14 protein-coding genes are annotated in these 17221 nt (G+C 58.2%); 2 read left to right on the plus strand and 12 right to left on the minus strand.

Going from position 1 to position 17221, the window contains the following annotated elements; all coding sequences use genetic code 11:
* Positions 1 to 58: 58 nt before the first annotated feature.
* The 3 genes from JOD47_RS01410 to JOD47_RS01420 are packed head-to-tail and all read right to left on the minus strand — an operon-like array spanning position 59 to position 3065.
* The gene (locus JOD47_RS01410) at positions 59 to 988 is read right to left on the minus strand and encodes a type II secretion system F family protein (RefSeq protein ID WP_204531292.1); all 930 of its coding nucleotides are present in this window, start codon (positions 986 to 988) and stop codon (positions 59 to 61) included.
* Positions 988 to 1845, minus strand: a complete 858-nt coding sequence (locus tag JOD47_RS01415; protein WP_204531298.1) for a type II secretion system F family protein — start codon at positions 1843 to 1845, stop codon at positions 988 to 990. Before JOD47_RS01415 ends, JOD47_RS01410 begins: the two co-directional genes overlap by 1 nt.
* Positions 1842 to 3065: a TadA family conjugal transfer-associated ATPase gene (locus JOD47_RS01420; RefSeq protein WP_204531299.1), complete on the minus strand. Its 1224-nt coding sequence runs from the start codon at positions 3063 to 3065 to the stop codon at positions 1842 to 1844. The genes JOD47_RS01415 and JOD47_RS01420 overlap by 4 nt, the downstream gene beginning before the upstream one ends.
* A gap of 645 nt (positions 3066 to 3710) precedes the next feature.
* On the opposite strand from JOD47_RS01420, the gene JOD47_RS01425 reads away from it, so the two are divergent.
* Complete coding sequence (locus JOD47_RS01425) at positions 3711 to 4976, plus strand: GH25 family lysozyme (protein ID WP_239548206.1); 1266 nt, start codon at positions 3711 to 3713, stop codon at positions 4974 to 4976.
* A 196-nt stretch (positions 4977 to 5172) separates the two neighbouring features.
* Here the strand turns inward: JOD47_RS01425 and JOD47_RS01430 are convergent, their stop codons facing one another.
* From JOD47_RS01430 to JOD47_RS01450, 5 genes are read right to left on the minus strand one after another with little or no spacing between them, the layout of a single operon-like run.
* Complete coding sequence (locus tag JOD47_RS01430; protein WP_204531302.1) at positions 5173 to 6174, minus strand: glycosyltransferase family protein; 1002 nt, start codon at positions 6172 to 6174, stop codon at positions 5173 to 5175.
* Positions 6171 to 7379 (minus strand): glycosyltransferase family protein, encoded by a 1209-nt coding sequence (locus JOD47_RS01435; protein ID WP_204531303.1) that lies wholly within the window; start codon positions 7377 to 7379, stop codon positions 6171 to 6173. Before JOD47_RS01435 ends, JOD47_RS01430 begins: the two co-directional genes overlap by 4 nt.
* Positions 7380 to 7389: 10 nt before the next feature.
* Positions 7390 to 9189, minus strand: a complete 1800-nt coding sequence (locus JOD47_RS01440) for an ABC transporter ATP-binding protein (RefSeq protein ID WP_204531304.1) — start codon at positions 9187 to 9189, stop codon at positions 7390 to 7392.
* An 18-nt stretch (positions 9190 to 9207) separates the two neighbouring features.
* The gene (locus JOD47_RS01445) at positions 9208 to 9606 is read right to left on the minus strand and encodes a DUF2304 domain-containing protein (RefSeq protein WP_204531305.1); all 399 of its coding nucleotides are present in this window, start codon (positions 9604 to 9606) and stop codon (positions 9208 to 9210) included.
* 2 nt (positions 9607 to 9608) lie between these two features.
* Positions 9609 to 10247 (minus strand): glycosyltransferase family 2 protein, encoded by a 639-nt coding sequence (locus tag JOD47_RS01450; protein ID WP_239547968.1) that lies wholly within the window; start codon positions 10245 to 10247, stop codon positions 9609 to 9611.
* A gap of 156 nt (positions 10248 to 10403) precedes the next feature.
* Here JOD47_RS01450 and JOD47_RS01455 point away from each other — a divergent pair, with 156 nt between their 5' ends.
* Positions 10404 to 12392 (plus strand): DUF6541 family protein, encoded by a 1989-nt coding sequence (locus tag JOD47_RS01455; protein WP_307836165.1) that lies wholly within the window; start codon positions 10404 to 10406, stop codon positions 12390 to 12392.
* 14 nt (positions 12393 to 12406) lie between these two features.
* On the opposite strand, the gene JOD47_RS01460 is transcribed toward JOD47_RS01455, so the two are convergent.
* Genes JOD47_RS01460 through glf form a run of 4 tightly spaced genes read right to left on the minus strand, consistent with a single transcriptional unit; the run spans position 12407 to position 17186 of the window.
* Complete coding sequence (locus tag JOD47_RS01460) at positions 12407 to 13132, minus strand: ABC transporter ATP-binding protein (RefSeq protein WP_204531307.1); 726 nt, start codon at positions 13130 to 13132, stop codon at positions 12407 to 12409.
* The gene (locus JOD47_RS01465) at positions 13133 to 13996 is read right to left on the minus strand and encodes an ABC transporter permease (RefSeq protein ID WP_204531308.1); all 864 of its coding nucleotides are present in this window, start codon (positions 13994 to 13996) and stop codon (positions 13133 to 13135) included.
* Positions 13993 to 16002, minus strand: coding sequence for a glycosyltransferase (locus JOD47_RS01470; RefSeq protein ID WP_239547969.1), 2010 nt, complete (start codon positions 16000 to 16002; stop codon positions 13993 to 13995). The genes JOD47_RS01465 and JOD47_RS01470 overlap by 4 nt, the downstream gene beginning before the upstream one ends.
* Positions 15999 to 17186, minus strand: coding sequence for a UDP-galactopyranose mutase (gene glf / locus JOD47_RS01475; protein ID WP_204531309.1), 1188 nt, complete (start codon positions 17184 to 17186; stop codon positions 15999 to 16001). Before glf ends, JOD47_RS01470 begins: the two co-directional genes overlap by 4 nt.
* Between the last annotated feature and the right edge of the window lie 35 nt (positions 17187 to 17221).

Consider the following 17221-nt stretch of genomic DNA (forward strand, 5'->3'; position numbering starts at 1 on the left):
GCTGGTTCCTTTCTTTCGGGTGGTGTTGTGTAGGGGCAGGAAGGTAGACATCGGGTGTTTAGAGTCCAAGGTTGATCAGGGCGATACCCGGGTAGACGGCGAACAGAACGGTGAGCGGCAACACGCCGAATACCAGGGGCACCATCATCGCGATCTCCTTGCGTCCGGCGGATTCCATGAGTTCCCTCTTGGAGAGGTCCCTGACGTCTTGAGCCTGGGCACGGAGCACATCGGCGAGCGGGGTTCCACGCTCTACTGCCACACTGATGCCGTCAACGAACCGTACGAGCGGCGCCAGTTGAGTGCGGTTCGAGAAGTTTTGCAGGGACTGCATCAGCGGCGTTCCGGCTCGGGTCTCGGCAAGAACGCGGGCAAATTCTTTGGTTAGCTCGCCGTGGCCTGTCCTGCAGATACGTTCCAGTGCGCCGGTGGCACTCTCGCCCGCGCTGACGGCGAGGGCCATCAACTCGGCGAGGCTTGGGAATTCTGCGAGGATGCGGCTCTCCCGCTTCCTTATCTGTGCGCCCAGCAGATAATCGCGCAGGAGATAGCCGCCGGCAGCGCTTCCGAAGACGATGAGGATCGCGAGCATCACATTGAAGCTGCCGGAGGCTGCAAGGGTGAGGAGGATTGTCGTCGATGCTGCGAGCCCGATGCTCCCCCAGATGATCTGCTCAGCACGGAAGTCGAGGACGGATTGGCTGCGGCCCGCCTGCTCCAGCCTGCGCGCGAGAACGGACGACGCCGGACTGAACCTGTTGAGCCAGGTGACCGCGTCGCGCGCCACTGGACGGATGATTCGTTCCAGCGGGCCAAAGGGAGTCACAGTCTGGGTATGCAAGAGCCTGGAGCTCACGTCTACGGATTTGAGTTGGGGAGCGATGCGCTCGACGAAACGCGGCTGACGCATGATCGGCAGTCGAACGAATATCAGCCAGAGCCCGGACCCCAGACCTGCGCCCACGAGTGCAGCCAATGCAAACTCCATCAGCTCAGCACCCGCTCGTCGTCGGGCAAGGCGCCGATCCGCAGCATCACCCAATAGCAGAACGCCGAAACCAGTAGTCCCCCGATGAGCACTACTGCACCGCCAGCTGTGTTGTACGCCGCGACGGCTTCAGGACGGGTCGAGAGCAGAGCCAGCACGATCCAGGGCGCTGCCACGGCAAGCCGGGCGGCGTTGACGGTCCAGGATTGGCGCGCCTCGAGCTCGCTTCGGGTTCTTGCGCTGTCACGCAGGAATTCCGCGAGGGTTCCCAGTAGCCTGCCCAGATCGGTGCCTCCGACATCCCGGGTGAGGCGCAGCGCCTCCACGATGCGGTCGGCCACAGGATCAGCCAGCCGGTCTTTCAACCGATCGAGGGACTGATCGAACTGTCCGCCGGATCGATAATCGCCGGCGAACTCGCGGAAAGCCGGCCGCAATTCCTCCGGTCCCTTCACGCCCAGCTGCATCAGCGCTTCGGGCAGGGACAGGCCCGCACGGATAGCGGACCGAAGGTGGTCCACGACATCGGGCCACAGCTCCCGCAGTGAGGCAGTGCGCTTTCGCGCACGCCAGCGGACCAGCATGAGCGGTGACACCCCACCGAAGAGCGCGAAGCAGGCCGCAATGGCCGGTGTGCCGGTGAAGACGAAGACAAAGAGAAACACGAAGAGGGCGGCAACCCCGCTGGCTGCCAGTAGACCGCCGGCTGTTACCCGCTCGACGCCGGCTCTCAGGAGCAGTTCCTCCACCTTGCCGATGCCGCGCCTGGCCTTGACGGGACGCGGCGGCACCGCCCAGGTCGACCACCAGATCAGGAACAGGCCGGCTCCGAGGGCCACGCCGACTGCAACGATCATGCCGGGCTCAGGAGGGAGGCGACGGTGTAGCCGGCGGCCGCAAACTTCTCCTCGGCTGGCATGTTCGACGCTGTGGCACGCAGCTCACCATCGGTTCGCTTGAACACAGTCGAGGTCTCGATCACGCCGTTCTCGACCCGGCGTCCCAGCGCAACGATCTCAGCCACCCGCCGCTGCCCGGATCGTTCGCGTACGCAATGCACCACCAGATCGATGCAGGAGGCAACGGTCGGTACTACGAACGCGCTCGAGATGTTTGCGCCCGCCAACAACGGCAGCGTACAGATCTTCGTCACTGCGTCATGGGCACTGTTGGCGTGCACGCTGCACATGCCGGGCAGGCCCGAGTTCAAAGCGATAAGCATGTCGAGACTCTCAGCTTCCCGGACCTCACCGACGATGAGGCGATCAGGACGCATTCGGAGTGCCTCCTTCACAAGGCGTCGCAGCGGTATCTCGCCATGGCCCTCGAGGTTGGGCTGCCGACACTGCAGACCAACGACGTCACGCAAGGGAAACTGAAGCTCGAAGATCTCCTCCACAGTCACGACCCGTTCGCGTGAGCCAATACTCGCTCCGAGGCAATTGAGCATCGTGGTCTTGCCTGCCTGCGTTGCGCCGGAGACGAGTATGTTCAGCCCACTTGCTACAGCGGCGTTGAGAAATCTCGCGGCCTGCGGCGAGAGGGTCCCCAGCGCGACCAGGTGCTCAAGTCGCGTGGCGCGAGAGATGAACTTCCTGATGTTGACTGCCCAGTGCCTGCGGGTGACATCCGGTATTACGACGTGCAGCCTGGATCCGTCCGGCAGGGAGGCGTCGACGAAAGGCGAAGAGAGGTCCAGCCTGCGGCCGGACGACTTCAGCATCTTCTCGACGAGGTCGCGGACCTGCTGTTCGGTGAGAGTCAGCGAAGTGAGTTCAGATTCTCCCGCACGCGCCACATAAATTTCGGAGGGAGAGTTGATCCAGACTTCTTCGATGGCTGGATCATCGAGCAGCGGCTGTAGTGCACCGTATCCGGCAACAGCGTCGAAGACATGGCGCCTGGCCTGTTCCAGATGGCCAAGTGGAGGCAGAGGACCGACGAGGGACCGCTCGTCGTAGTCATTGACTGCAGCCTCCACGAGCCGACGCACTTCCGGGCCCTGTAGCGACGGGTCAAGACCACGACGACGGATGAGTTCTCTCACCTCATCCTCAACAATGCGCACTGCATCCATAGTTTTCCCCAAGGATTAGGCATGCAGGAGGGAAGCGCACGCCGGAGACTGTCAGACTGGTAATGCACGATCAAAGGTTGTTTCCCTGCCTCAAAGCGTAGGCCACAGCGAAACAACTTACCTAGCCCGATGAAGCGACCTGTGGAGAACTATGCTGCGGCTCGTAACATCTGTCCCTCTAGCCACATAAGTAGCACGCAAGTACCCTTCTCTGGGAAACGCCCGGCCCCTGCCGGGGCTTGCACTATCTGGAGATCTCCCGTGATAGCTTCCCGCACCTCGAAAACCTTCGCACTCTCCTCGCTCGTCACTCTTGGCCTCCTCGCTGGAATGACGCCCGCGGTAGGAACTGAGGCGCCGATGCCTCTTCCAACTTCAACTGGGACACCGACGGCGGTGCCGACGGCGGATGCGGAACTCCTCTCGGAGCCTGCGAAGGCCGAGAACGCCTCGCCACCGCTCGGCGGAAGCGGTATCGGCGATGTTGGAAACGGCGCCTACATGGGACAGGGGCTCGAGCGGTTGCAAGCAGGACTCACCCCTCAAACCCGGATCTCACCGGAGCGTTTGGGAGAGCTCATACAGGTCGAATCCAGCAGCCCAACTGCCTCTCCTGAAGCAGCCGCCGCGACTGAATCCGAACTGATGGCGGGATCGTGGCGTCCGCCCGGCATACAGGGCATGGATGTCAGTGCCTATCAGGGAAACGTCAACTGGACTACTGCGTGGGCACAGGGTGCCCGCTTCGCCTATGTCAAGGCCAGTGAGGGAACCTTCTATAAGAACCCCAATTTCAATCAGCAGTACAGCGGCAGCGCCAACGTGGGTATGTACCGCGGCGCTTACCATTTCGCCATGCCGACGCTCACATCCGGACGGGAACAGGCCAACTACTTTGTCGACAACGGCGGCGGGTGGTCTTCAGATGGAAAGACGCTTCCACCTTTGTTGGACATCGAGTACAACCCGTACAACGCTAAGACAATGCCGTCGGGCGAAGGTGATACCTGTTATGCGATGTCTCCTACAGAGCTGATCTCCTGGATCCGCGACTTCTCAAACACGATCAAGGCCCGCACCGGGCGCCTACCAATGATCTACACGGCCACTAACTGGTGGAATTACTGCATCGGCAACACGGCTGCATTTGCAGACCATCCACTGCACGTCGCTGCCTACAACGAGGTTGGTGCTGGTCCGGTCCCCTATGGCTGGAAGACCTATTCGTTCTGGCAGTACAGTTCCACCGGTCCCTTCGTCGGCGACTCCAACGTGTGGAACGGTTCTGCTGCTGGTCTTGCCTCCTTTGTTAGGGGCGCCACCGCCACGGCCCCGCCCCTGTCGCCCTTCAAGGACATCTCGACGGGCCAACTGTTCTACAAAGAGATGGTCTGGCTCGCCAAGACTGGAATCTCCACCGGCTGGACCGAAACCGACGGAACCCGCACCTACCGAGCACTGCTGCCAATCAATCGCGACGCGATGGCCGCATTCATGTACCGCACTGCAGGCTCCCCGCCTTACACTGCGCCGAAAACCTCGCCCTTCAAAGACGTCTCCCCGGATCAGCTGTTCTATAAAGAGATGGCCTGGCTCGCCGAGACGGGAATCTCCACCGGCTGGACCGAGACCGACGGAACGCGCACCTATCGCCCTCTGCTGCCAATCAATCGCGACGCGATGGCCGCGTTCATGTACCGCCTGGCAGACACACCGACTTACACGGCGCCAAAAACCTCGCCCTTCAGAGACGTCTCGACCGACCAAAAGTTTTACGAAGAAGTTGCCTGGCTCGCCGAGACTGGAATCTCCACCGGCTGGACCGAAACCGACGGAACCCGCACCTACCGGCCGCTACAGCAGATCAACCGAGACGCGATGGCCGCCTTCATCTACCGTTTTAGGAACTAGAGCGGAAACTTCCTGCGCAACCATATCGTGTTCCTCCATCGGACCGCTGCTGTGACCGATGGTAACGGAGAAGGGAGGGTCGCAGACTCCGGGGGGCGGGCGGCAACCCTTGGCGGTCTGGGATGGGTCAAAGACAATTGCTCAACTTATTTGAATCTACCCGTCTGCACTACACGCGTTCAGTACGGATCGACAGTTAAACTAAAGTCCGGTAGACACGCAACAGAGTCTCCACGCCACGTCGTGAGGAGTGATTCTCGATGATAAATTGTCGGCCGGATTGAAGCTCTGCAGCCCGCACTGGATCGCTGACTATCTGATTTATCAATGGTGCAACAGCTCCTGGGGCATCCCGCTCGTTCAGCTTCCTCAAACCTGGATAGAACGATTGGTCAAAACTGCTAACCACTGGCACGCCGATTGCCAAGGCTTGTAATTCGCTAACCGAGAGGATCGTAGACATCTGGCCGACCACGACGCTGCTGCTTGCGATCCAGTGCGTGTACTCCTCTTTGCCCATTCTCGGTGAAAGCGTGACACCCGCTGCTGCGGCTTCGACCGCCCTCTTACCCCAGTCGAGGCCATGTAGCTCAAGATGGGGGTAGTCCGCTCTCAATAGCCGGGCAAGCTCGATTTGCGTCTGCGCACCCTTCACATCGTCCCACCGAGATGCGAATACGACGCGACCACTAAATGGTTTCCAATCAGGCAGTTCTTCAACTCGCACGGTAAGCGGGAGATATGTTGCTTTGTGATTGACAGATGCTACGTGCTCTGCTAAATCGGGTGTTGAGTAAACTATACGAGCCGCGCGCTGGAGACCGTACTGAATCTTATTGTGCCAACTCTCTTCGTACTGTCTCGTCCTTATGTCCGTGCCATGAAGATGCAGCACCCACGGTGACTTTACCCAGCGTGCGTGAGGCGCCAGCCCTCCGGTGTGGATATGAACCACATCGACGAAGCGGCCACGCATCGCGATATTTGCATCCCATAGGGTTCGTCGGCCGCGTATCAGTACGTGGTTCAAAGGCCCAGGCCAACGCCACTTATAGCTCGAGGGCATAGGAAGCGTCTGCCAGCGCAGGCCCATCTCGTTGGCGGTCGTTACCAAGTCGTGGCCCACGCCTGCCGCGTCATGCACGTGCAACGCCCGAATATTTTTGTCCTGCTGCGAGCTAGCGTCCACGTTGTTCATCTGGTCAGCACAGAAAGAGCCTCAAGCCACGGTTTGGTAAGAGATTCGGCATTCAAGGATGCGGCCGCTTCGTGAGCATTCCGCTTCAGCACATCCACCTGGCTCGGCGACAGGTTCAGTAGCTCGTGAGCGGCTGAATCTGCATCGAAGGATGAGCAAACCGAGCCGATGTTGTGTTCCTCCACCAACCGCTTCATCTCGGGCGACGGCCCAATGAGAACCGCGAGCCGCGCTTGCACGTACTCGAAGATCTTGTTTGGCAAAGCATGCATCATATTGAAGTTGAGTGGAGGGCAAAGGTAGAAGCCTATATCGTACTGATGAAGCATAGGAACGATCTCTTTGAACCCTACAGGTGGAAGGACCCGAATCGAACCGTCACCCTTCGATTCGGCCCTTCGTTTCAGCTCGTCGATATATTTCTGATCACCAGGCACCAACACGACGTCGAAGGTGGCCGTACCCGGCTTCAACTCGTTAGCACGTGCGACCGCATCAATCATGACCTCGATTCGGCGAGCTCGAGCTGCAGCCCCGGCGTGCACGACTCGAAGCGGCGCTTGAGTGCGCACGGGGCTCAACGAAGGTTCGTATGCTGACGCATTAGGTACGACTACCGGACGATCTATGCCGTATACCTTTGCATATTCCTCCGCGATGCCGTGGGCCACCGTAGAGACCGAATTTGCCTTGGTCACGTAGTGCTTGCAAGCCCAGTTCATCAATGGACCAATGAGAAGTCGCCATTGGAGTCGGTCCTCGCCCTGCCTTGGCGCATATTCGTGAAGATCTGCATGAACACCAAGGCGCGGTTTCAACGATATGGCCGCGGGGACCGCCAACGCGTCATTGGCGAATATCACGTCGAATTTCCCCTCGGGAATCCGGTCCTGCACGTAACGTATCCGTTCAGATCCGAAGTACAGCTGCTCATGTCGCCGCAAACCGAGTAAGAGAGCCGTCTTCTTGAAATCAGAACGCCAGCCGGCGAGGTGCGCAGGAACTTCAATATGTTCGACGACGCCCGATGGCGCTTCCCCATAGCCGCATGTGGTGACGTCAGCTACCTCTTCAAACAGCCGGACCTGCCGCAGCACTCGCGGGTCACGGATGATGGGAGAAAAGGAAAGGACGAGGACGCGCAGCCGAGTGCCTTTGTTGTTATCGGTCAACATCGAGGGATTAATCTCTTTCTCGTTGGTCATCGTTTGTAACTCACGCCAGACCTGCCAGGGCGGCTTGTCTGGCGAAATCAGGCATTTGATCTACAACTTCTTCGAATGTACCCCGAGCGGCTAACTTCCCGTCGGCGAAGAAAAAGACTACGTCACTGTCCCGGATAGTGCTCAGCCGGTGAGCGACAGTGATGGTGGTAACGTTCCCGGCCAATCCCCGTATCGCCTCCGTTACAGCAGCCTCGGTAGACGTATCCAAAGCACTTGTAGCTTCATCGAGCACCAGAACGGCGGGATGCCCGTACAGACCGCGGGCTATACCCAGACGTTGCCGCTGGCCACCCGAGAGGGCCATTCCACGCTCACCCACCGGCGCCCAGATGCCCCCTTCACGGCCTTCAACCGTCTCAAGAAGTTGAGCTTGACGTAGAGCGCTTCGTACTCGATTCTCATCAACTTCGTCAGGATCCCACGTCAACGCCACGTTCTGGGCAATCGGCGCGTCGAATAACGAAACCTCCTGCGGCACGTAACCAACTCGTGATCGCCAGGAGACCAAGACGCTTCCCATGGGAACATCGCCGATAAGCACTTGCCCCGAGCTGGGAAGGAGTAACCCCAGAATCAAGTCGATGAAAGTTGATTTGCCGGCCCCGGACGCCCCGACGACTGCAACTCGCGAACCCGACGGTATCTTCATCGAAACGCAATCGAGAGCGGGCTGCTCGGCGTCCGGGTAGTAGAAGGTGACATCCTTCAAATCGATGGTTGGGACGCCTTCAGGAAGCTTGGTTTGATCGACTATGTCGACCGCACGTGCACTGTTTTCCGCTTCTTCGATGTCCTCAAGTACTTGCTCTGCAAAAGGCGTACTCGAATGCACGATCGACAGGATGGCTTGGAAGCGCGTCAGCGAAGGGACAATTCTGAACCCGGCAACACCAAAAATGGCGATCGCAGCGAGCGCATTAGTCACGGGGTCCACGCCCTCCGGCGCAGTAATCATCGCCATACCTCCGACAAGCAAAAACCCACCGATCAGGGCCGCTTCCAGGACGAACCGTGGAACTTGTCCCAGAAATACCGCCATCGCTCGCGCTCTTGAGGAATGAATTCTATTGTTGTGCACTGCCCGTTCGACATCGTCTGTTGCGCCCTTCAGGGTGATTTCCTTGAGAGCTCCCACAGCCTCGGTGAGTAGTCGGACAGTTCGGAACGAGAATTGCCTGTTCCTTCTTCCATTGGCCACTGCCCGGCGGGAGATGACACGAGAAAGAATCAACGCGATTCCACCGAGATAGACGATTGCAGTCAGCGCTGTGACCCAGTTGGAAACGAACAGCACAAGGAGCACAGCAACCACGGAGACAATCTCTCCCGCTAAGCCCATGGAAGGCATCAGCACTCCCGAAACCGTGCTTGCAACTCCTGAATCAACCGAGCGGACAAGCTCGGCAGAGTTCCGCTTCAACCTATCCACCCAAGGCGCACGCATATAGGCGGCAAGAAGCCGGTCTCCAATCGAGACTTCGTGAGCAGCGAATCTCGAGGTTGCAACGCGCAAGAGCACTATATTGAGGACGCTTTTCAGCATGATCAAACCGCAGAAGATGACAAGCAGTACAACGTAACCACTCACTGAATCGACGGGCCCAACCGGGCCCAATGTCAGCGGATCTCCCGAAATTATGCTTGACATGAGTAGCGCCAACAAACCTAGGGCGACCACGTCGAGGAGCGACAGCGATGAAAGCAGGAGCGCATAACGCACTAGGAAGCGGGTGGCAGATTCGGGCAGGACGGCCAATAAACGCCGGTTGATTCTTATCAGAGATTTCATATTCTTGGCTTGCTCAACCTAACCGTCGTTTCGCGGATGACAAGATGGGCACGCTCCCCGTAGCGGTCTCGTCGAGTCCCCATCAGGGTGAGGCGCCTCGTCGAGCGCAAGCCGACGCGCCAGCTTCGTCACAGCGTCTTCCATGCGGCGATGGCGCTGGGCGGTCGAAGCGACGAACACCATGAAGCTCACGATGAGCGCATAGAGAACAAGGTCCGTACCTCGGCCGATCCCCAATGCCTGCGCAATTCTAGTGAGAACAACGGGGAAGAATATGGAAAACACCGCGACGAGCGCGAACGCCATGAGCATTATTCGGCGGATGGCGAGGTGGCGGGCGTTCGTGCCGCCGCGCATCAGCGCCAAAGCTCCGACGGCGACCGCCAGCACCAGTACTGTCTGAACAATGAAGAGCATATCTACCTAAAAAAGAGATCGGCCAGAATGTTGACGCCGTTCAGCAGTGACTGACCTTTGGACTTCGAGTACTCCGTGTACACGATTTCGACTGGATGCTCAACGATGCGCGGTTTGATTTGCGCGAGTTGCTGAATGAGCTCCGACGCGTGGGCCATACGGTTCTGGGTCAAGTGCAAACGCTTCAATACGGCAGATCCGATGACTCGCAATCCGTTATGAGCATCAGTGAGTTCCAGCCCGGTACTCAGGCTGGACTGAACGGCGGCGGTGCGGAGCACAAGGCGCTTCAACGGGGAAATTTTTGTTCGGCTGTCCAGGAAGCGGGACCCCAATATAACGTCGGCCTCACCGGACCTTAGCCGCTCAAGCATTGCGACGGCATCTTCGACTCGGTGCTGGCTGTCGGCGTCGAAAGTGATCACTGCCTCCAGCCCTGGATCCTGAAGAGCGTACTCAAATCCCGTCTGTAACGCCGCTCCTTGACCCAGGTTGAATGGATGCTCAACCACGACGGCTCCGGCCGCCCGCGCGACAGCCGCCGAATCGTCGTCACTTCCATCGTCAACACACACAACATAAGGAAATGAGGGGAGAAGACCCTGGATCACCTCCCCAACGACAGTTGCCTCGTTGAACATAGGCATCACGATCCACGTACGACTCACCAGCCAAGTATCCCATAGGGTGAAGCCTGCACTTGGCGCGAAGCCCGTAGCGTCGGAATGCTCTTGTATCGTTGGTTGAAGTTTTGCTTAGGTACAGTCCGGCGCATAAACGAAAGCTCAGGAGATTGAATGTCGTGGTGGCAGGTACTGCCAGTAGTCGTGGGCGCTGTGGGCCTGATCCTCCTGCCCGGATACGTCGTCGCTGCCGGCTGCGGCGCCAAGGGCATGAGCAGGCTTGGGTTGGCGGCGCCTCTGACCACGAGCGTTGTATCAATGTCGGCAATCGTGGCGGGCGCCCTCCGTAGCGATTGGTCTCTTTGGTGGCTGGTGCTTCCAACGCTTGCTCTTGCCATCGGAGGCGTCATTGTCCGCCATTTCACCGGTGCTAGAAGACCACGAAGGATCGGGCTCCGGGGCTTGAACCGGCCTAGTCTTCGCTCTGCTGTCCTGTTTCTCGCGGTGACTCTGTCTGGCGCGATTATCGGATGGCGCTTGACCCAGCTTTTCGGCCGTCCCGAGAGTGTTTCGCAGACATACGATGGCGTCTTCCATCTAAATGCTTTGCGCTACATCATGGACACCGGATCAGCCTCCTCGCTGAGCCTGGGTGGTATGCCAACAGGTGGCGACGATCCGTCCTTTTACCCAGCGGCCTGGCATGGCCTCGTTTCGCTACTTATCCAGGCAACGGATACATCGATCCCGGTCGCTGTGAATGCCACCAGTATCGCAGTTGGTGCGATTGTCTGGCCTATCGGTTGCATCTTCTTATGCACCCGGATAACCGGTAACCGTCCAATTCCCGTGCTGGTGACCGGGGTACTCGCGAGCGGTTTCAGCGCATTTCCTTACCTACTCCTTGATTTCGGCGTCCTCTACCCGAATTTCCTCTCTGTTGCGCTGCTTCCCGCCTGCGTTGCTCTTGCGGCCATGGTTCTAAGGGTAAGCAGCGATAACCGCCAGCCATGGATGGTCAGTTTCCTTGCGCTGCTCGCCAGTCTCCCAGGCCTCGGCCTCGCGCATCCCAGTACTTTGATGGCCCTTGCCGCCCTGTTCCTCCCTCTCGGCGGTGTCGCCATGGTTCGCCACTGGCGCCAGCTCAGGCGGCGGAGAGCACATGCCGCCCGGTTCATCCCGTCTTTCGCCGCGCTTGTCTGCTACACAGCTGCCGTAGTCGTGCTGTGGCAGGAACTCCGTCCCAGTGAAACTGCATCGCAATGGGAACCTTTTCAAACCAACGCGCGCGCGGTAGGTGAAATCCTCGCCGCAGCTCCTATGGGGGAACCAGCAGCGTGGATGATCATGTTCCTGACATTCGCCGGCCTACTTCACATCGTGCTAAAGCGAGGGACATGGTGGGGTTTCGGCATATTCCTCGTGACAGCTTTTCTCTATGTCGTGGCCTCGTCAGAGCCACAGGGCGACTTCAGAAACCTCATCACCGGCGTTTGGTACAACGACAGTTTCAGGCTTGCAGCCCTGCTGCCCGTCACGACGATAGTCCTCGCTTCGATCGGAGGCTCATGGATCGTAACCGCAACCGCACAACACCTACAGGAGCGGGGAAAGCACATCGTGCTTCAGCGGGTCCATCCGCGCCTGACGACGACGGTACCCGCAATCGCCGCCACAATCACAGCGGTCGCAGTGCTTGTCCCCCTCGTTCAAGGCCCCTCCGTCAGCGTGCCAGTTCGTGAAGCACATAGGCTGAACTACGATCTCAACGAGGAGTCTGCTCTGTCCGTTGATGAGCGGGAGCTCATTGGCCGACTTCCTCAGCATGTCCCCGATGATGCTGTAGTTGCTGGTAATCCATGGAGTGGGATGGCATATGCGTACGCGCTTTCAGGAGTTGAGGTACTTACTCCGCATCTGGGGACCACCGGAGCACCGGAGAACCTTCAGTTGCTCATGGAGCTCGACCAAGCGGCCACCAACCCGGCGATCTGTCCACTCCTTGAGAGCACTGGAGTGCAATATGTGCTTGAATTCGCGGGCAAGGAGATCCATGCAGGCGACCACTTCTATCCCGGAGTTGAGGGTCTTGCCGGTCAGCCAGGCTTGAGGGTCCTTGACTCAGAAGGTCAGGCGACTCTGTACGAGATCACCACCTGCTGAGACCTCACAGTGCGCTATGACCTTAGCCTAGCGACGACGTCTCCTACCGACCCGTCCATCACGATGTGTCCGTTCTCGAGCAGAATGCCACGCTCGCAGATCTGCGAAACAAGGTCCAAGTCGTGACTTACAACGACTAGGGTTCGGCCAGCCGCCGCCAACTCCTTGATTTTGGCTATGCATTTTTTTTGAAACGGCTCGTCCCCGACAGCGAGTATCTCGTCGACCAGAAAGACCTCAGGATTGGTGTGGACGGCTACTGAGAACGCGAGACGCAGGTACATACCCGAAGAGTAAAACTTCACTTCGGTATCGATGAACTGACCGATTTCGGAGAACTCGACAATGGAATCAAAGCACGCTTCTATCTGCTTCTCACTCATGCCGAGAATTGCACCGTTGAGATAGACATTGTCCCGACCGCTGAGATCAGGATGAAACCCTGCCCCCACTTCAATCAGACCAGCGACTCTTCCTCGTGTGAGCACCGTACCGACATCCGGAAGCATGACACCAGAGATGTGTTTCAGCAGGGTTGATTTTCCCGAGCCGTTCAGTCCGAGTAGCGCGACCGTTTCACCTTGCTCAATCTCGAGCGAGACACCCCTCAAAGCAAAAAACTTCTCTGATAAGTCGCCTTTTCGGCCCCTCATCAACCAAACGAATGCTTCCTTGATAGACCGCGTGTGCCGCAGCACGAACTGCTTTGAAACGTTGTGAACGTGTATAGCCGTACTCACTCATAGCTCCTGGGCGAAACGCCCCTCAAGGCGTCGAAAAGTGTACTGACCGAGCACAATGACGAGAACCGCCGTCGCAACTCCTATCGGTAACCACACTCCGAAGAGGTTCGGGGGTGCCGCTGTTGCGGCATCGGTGATCGACGTAGTCGTCGGTTTCCAGAACGCGAAGTGAAACAATTCCACGGCAATAGTGAGCGGATTCGCTTGGTAAACAGCAAGAAAACCCGTGCCTAGGGTATCGCGAACCATTGTCCATGAGTAGAGCACCGGGGAAGCCCAAGTGGCTATCATCAACAACATATCGACAAAATTCTCCGAGTCCCGGAAATAGACATTTGCGGCGCCGAAGAACAGCCCCAATCCAGTCGCAAGGAGTGCAACGATCACGAATCCCGCCGCAGCTGCAGCTACTTCAAAAATTCCCGGCGTCCATCCAGTGAAAAGACAAGCGGCAAGCAAGACCACTAGCTGCGGAAAAAAATGTACGGCGGAAACCCAAACTGAAGCGACTGGAAAAAGTTCCCGCGGCAGGTAGATCTTCTTGATCAAGCCACCGTTGCCGACAATCGAACGGGAGGCATTGCCGAGCGCCTCGGTAAAAAAATTGATGAGAATAATCCCAGAAAACAAATAGATAGGATAGTTTTCGGTATTGCGATTCATTCCCAAGAACACACCAAGCGCGAACCAAAAGACCACGAACTGCACGCCGGGTTTCACGTACGACCAGAGGAGTCCCAGCACCGATCCCCGATAGCGGACCTTGAGCTCCTTAGCAACCAGAAGTTGCAATAGGTACCGAGATCGCAGTACGTCTTTCAAGCCGCGCCCGAGTCCAGGCGCAACCAGTTCCCCGCTCAATCTCCCTGACTCTTCTGGGAAGAAGCCTCGAACGTCTTTTTCCACGATTCGAACGACGTGAGTTCGGGCAGCGCTGCACGATACTGCTCGCGGAGACGGGGCCAGTGCCGCAGAATCTCGGCATTGAGGCGTGCCGACTCTGCTAGCAGCGCCCGCAACTTCTGCGGGTCCCGCTGATACCAGGATGCGCCAGTGCCCTCAGCGTTCGAAACCACTGCACTGTCATATTGCGACATTCGCCACCACTTGTTGTCCTGATGCGCCACAAACGCTTGCGGACGCTCCTTGCTGGACTGCAGCACAGGCTTACTGAGCTGACGAGCGATCGTTTTGGCTGCCCACGGTACGAGTTTGAGGTAGGAGGGGGCTGAGAATCCTTGGCCATGGCGCGGCGGCTTATCCATCCTTGCGCCGGGGAAGGCGTCTGGGTCGTTTCGAAATTGCGAATCAGGGTATTGGCTCGCCATGGCCCGTATTTCCGGAAGCTTGGTCGAGAGGATAGCGTGCAACTGCTCGGGTCCCTTCAGGACGTCCTGCATCGCTTGCACCCGACCCATTGCAGTGTAATACTGCATGGAAATCAGGTGTTTGATGTCCATGTAGCCGGACTCTCTGACCACTCGACCGCCATGCTCATACGGGCTGTGTATCAATGCAGCGATCATTCGGTTGCGGGTGTGAAAGTATGCCTGCCATCCAACGAGGTCGTCCTTGTCGATCCAAGAAACGTGCCATACGGCGGAGCCGGGCATGGAAACTGTTGGATAGCCCGCCGCCTTTGCCCTCAGCCCGTACTCGGCATCGTCCCACTTGATGAAGACGGGTAGGGAAAGCCCAATGTCGCGGATTGTGGCTGTCGGGATCAGGGACATCCACCAGCCGTTGTAATCCACATCCACCCGTCTGTGCAGCCACGGCGTCTGGCGGAGATTGGAGCGCACGAAGTCGTGTCCGAGAATTTGTTCGGCAACAGGCTGGTCGGGTTGGAACCGCCAGGGGTTGACGGTCTCGCCGAAGGTGTGGAGGACAGTTCGGTTGTAGAGGTCGAACATGTGGCCACCCACGATGGTGGGAGATTTGCACCGATCGGCGAAGGTGAGGAGTCGGGAAATGCTCTCGGGCTCCATCACTATGTCGTCGTCGAGCAGCAGAACGTAGTCGCTGCCGTTTTCAACGGCTTCATACATTCCTCTGGCGAACCCACCCGATCCCCCTAGGTTGTCCTGGTCGATGATGCGCAACTTGCCCTGTAGTGCTGCTCGCACCCCGTCAAATCCGGGCTCGTCGGCGACTTTCTTGGTGCCCTGGTCCACTACGAGTACCTCTTTGAGATTTTCGAGGCTCGAGGGATTCTCTGCGAGAATTCTCAGGTTGTTCAGGCAGAAGTCCGGTTTGTTCAGGGTCGTGATTTCGAGGGTTATCTGTCCGGACGGCTTACCGAGAGCGGGCGCCTGCCATTGCGCAGACTCAAGGACAAAGTCCTCGGATGCCGCTACGAGGTCGAACCAGTACCACCCGCCGTCGCCAAACGGCGTGAGTGAAAGGTCGAAGGTCGTTGTGCCGGGGTCCACGACACGCTTGGTATCGACGTGTTGCAGGGATCCCCTGGCGTTCGACTTGTAGACACTAACGCTGCCGGCCCCGAGAGTGTCTATCCGCAGCCGAATATTTTGGACGGAGGTCCAGCGGCGCCAATAGCTGGCAGGGAAGGCATTGAAGTAACTACCGAAGGACACACGTTCGCCGCGCCGGATCGAGGTCGAGTGCCGGGACCGAAAGTCCTCAGCATGGATCTCCTTTGCGCTGCCGAAGCTGCTCTGCGAGGCCTTGTCGTTGAAGGCACTGCCGTCCATAGTGTTGAGCTGGACACTCAGTGCGCTTCCCGTGTCCAGGTATAGCGGCGCAGTATCGACATTCGCCTCGGTGGGAAGAATGATCTGCTGGACTGTCTCCCATCGCGTATCGATTCCGGTCGCCGAATTAGTAGCCATGCGTACTGTGTTCATGCGTCAATTCCCCCGCTCTCCAGCTTCGCGCCGCCCCCGAAGTGGGGCTTGATTTTATTGTCGTACATCGATAGAGCTGAACCGATGGCCATGTGCATGTCGAGGTACTTGTAGGTGCCGAGGCGCCCGCCGAAGAGGACCATGTCCTCCCCCTTTGCAAGGTCACGGTACGCGAGGAGTTTTGCACGGTCAGCTTCTGTATTGACCGGGTAATATGGCTCGTCTCCCTTTTCGGCGAAGCGGGAATACTCGCGCATGATGACGGTGGCGTCTTTCGTGTAGTCGCGCTCGGGATGGAAGTGCCTGAATTCGTGGATGCGGGTATATGGAACGTTCTCGTCCGGATAGTTCATGACAGGACATCCCTGAAAGTCTTCGATCGGCAACACCTCTTCCTCAAGGTCGATCGTCCGCCACGACAAGTCCCCTTCGACATAGTCGAAGTACCGATCAACCGCCCCGGTATACACGACTGGCACCTGACCCAGAGTGGCGCTTCGGGAGTAGGCGTGTCCGTCATCGAAGAAATCGGTGTTCAGCTCTACGGTGATGTTCGGGTGCGCCGCCATGCGTTCAATCCATGCGGTATAGCCGTCCGCCGGAAGTCCCTCGTACTTGTCGTTGAAGTAGCGGTTGTCGTACGTGTATCGGACAGGCAGCCGAGAAATTATCTCCGCTGGAAGATCCTTGGGATCCGTCTGCCACTGCTTGCCTGTGTAGTACTTGATGAATGCTTCGTACAATGGGCGTCCGATGAGTTGGATTCCCTTGTCATTGAGATTTTCAGGGTCGGTCCCGGCCAACTCACCCGCCTGCTCCTGAATCAACGCCCGTGCTTCTCCCGGGCTCATGGATGCGCGGAAGAACTGGTTGATCGTGCCAAGGTTGATCGGCATCGGATACACCTCGCCCTTGTGGCTTGTGTAGACCTTGTGCTGATAGGCGGTGAAACCGGTGAACCTGTTGACGTACTCCCACACCCGCTCGTTCGAGGTGTGAAAAAGGTGTGCCCCGTACCGATGAACCTCGATGCCTGTCTGCTTTTCGTTCTCGCTGTATGCATTCCCGCCTATGTGATGACGACGGTCCAGGACTGCAACTTTCAACCCTAGTTCTGTTGCGGCCCTTTCGGCGATCGTTAGGCCGAAAAAGCCCGATCCGACGACGACGAGGTCAACGTTCACAAATTCTCCTGGGTTGGGTTCGGCAGTGCGCAAGC

The organism is Arthrobacter tumbae (assembly GCF_016907495.1).
Classification (GTDB): domain Bacteria; phylum Actinomycetota; class Actinomycetes; order Actinomycetales; family Micrococcaceae; genus Arthrobacter_D; species Arthrobacter_D tumbae.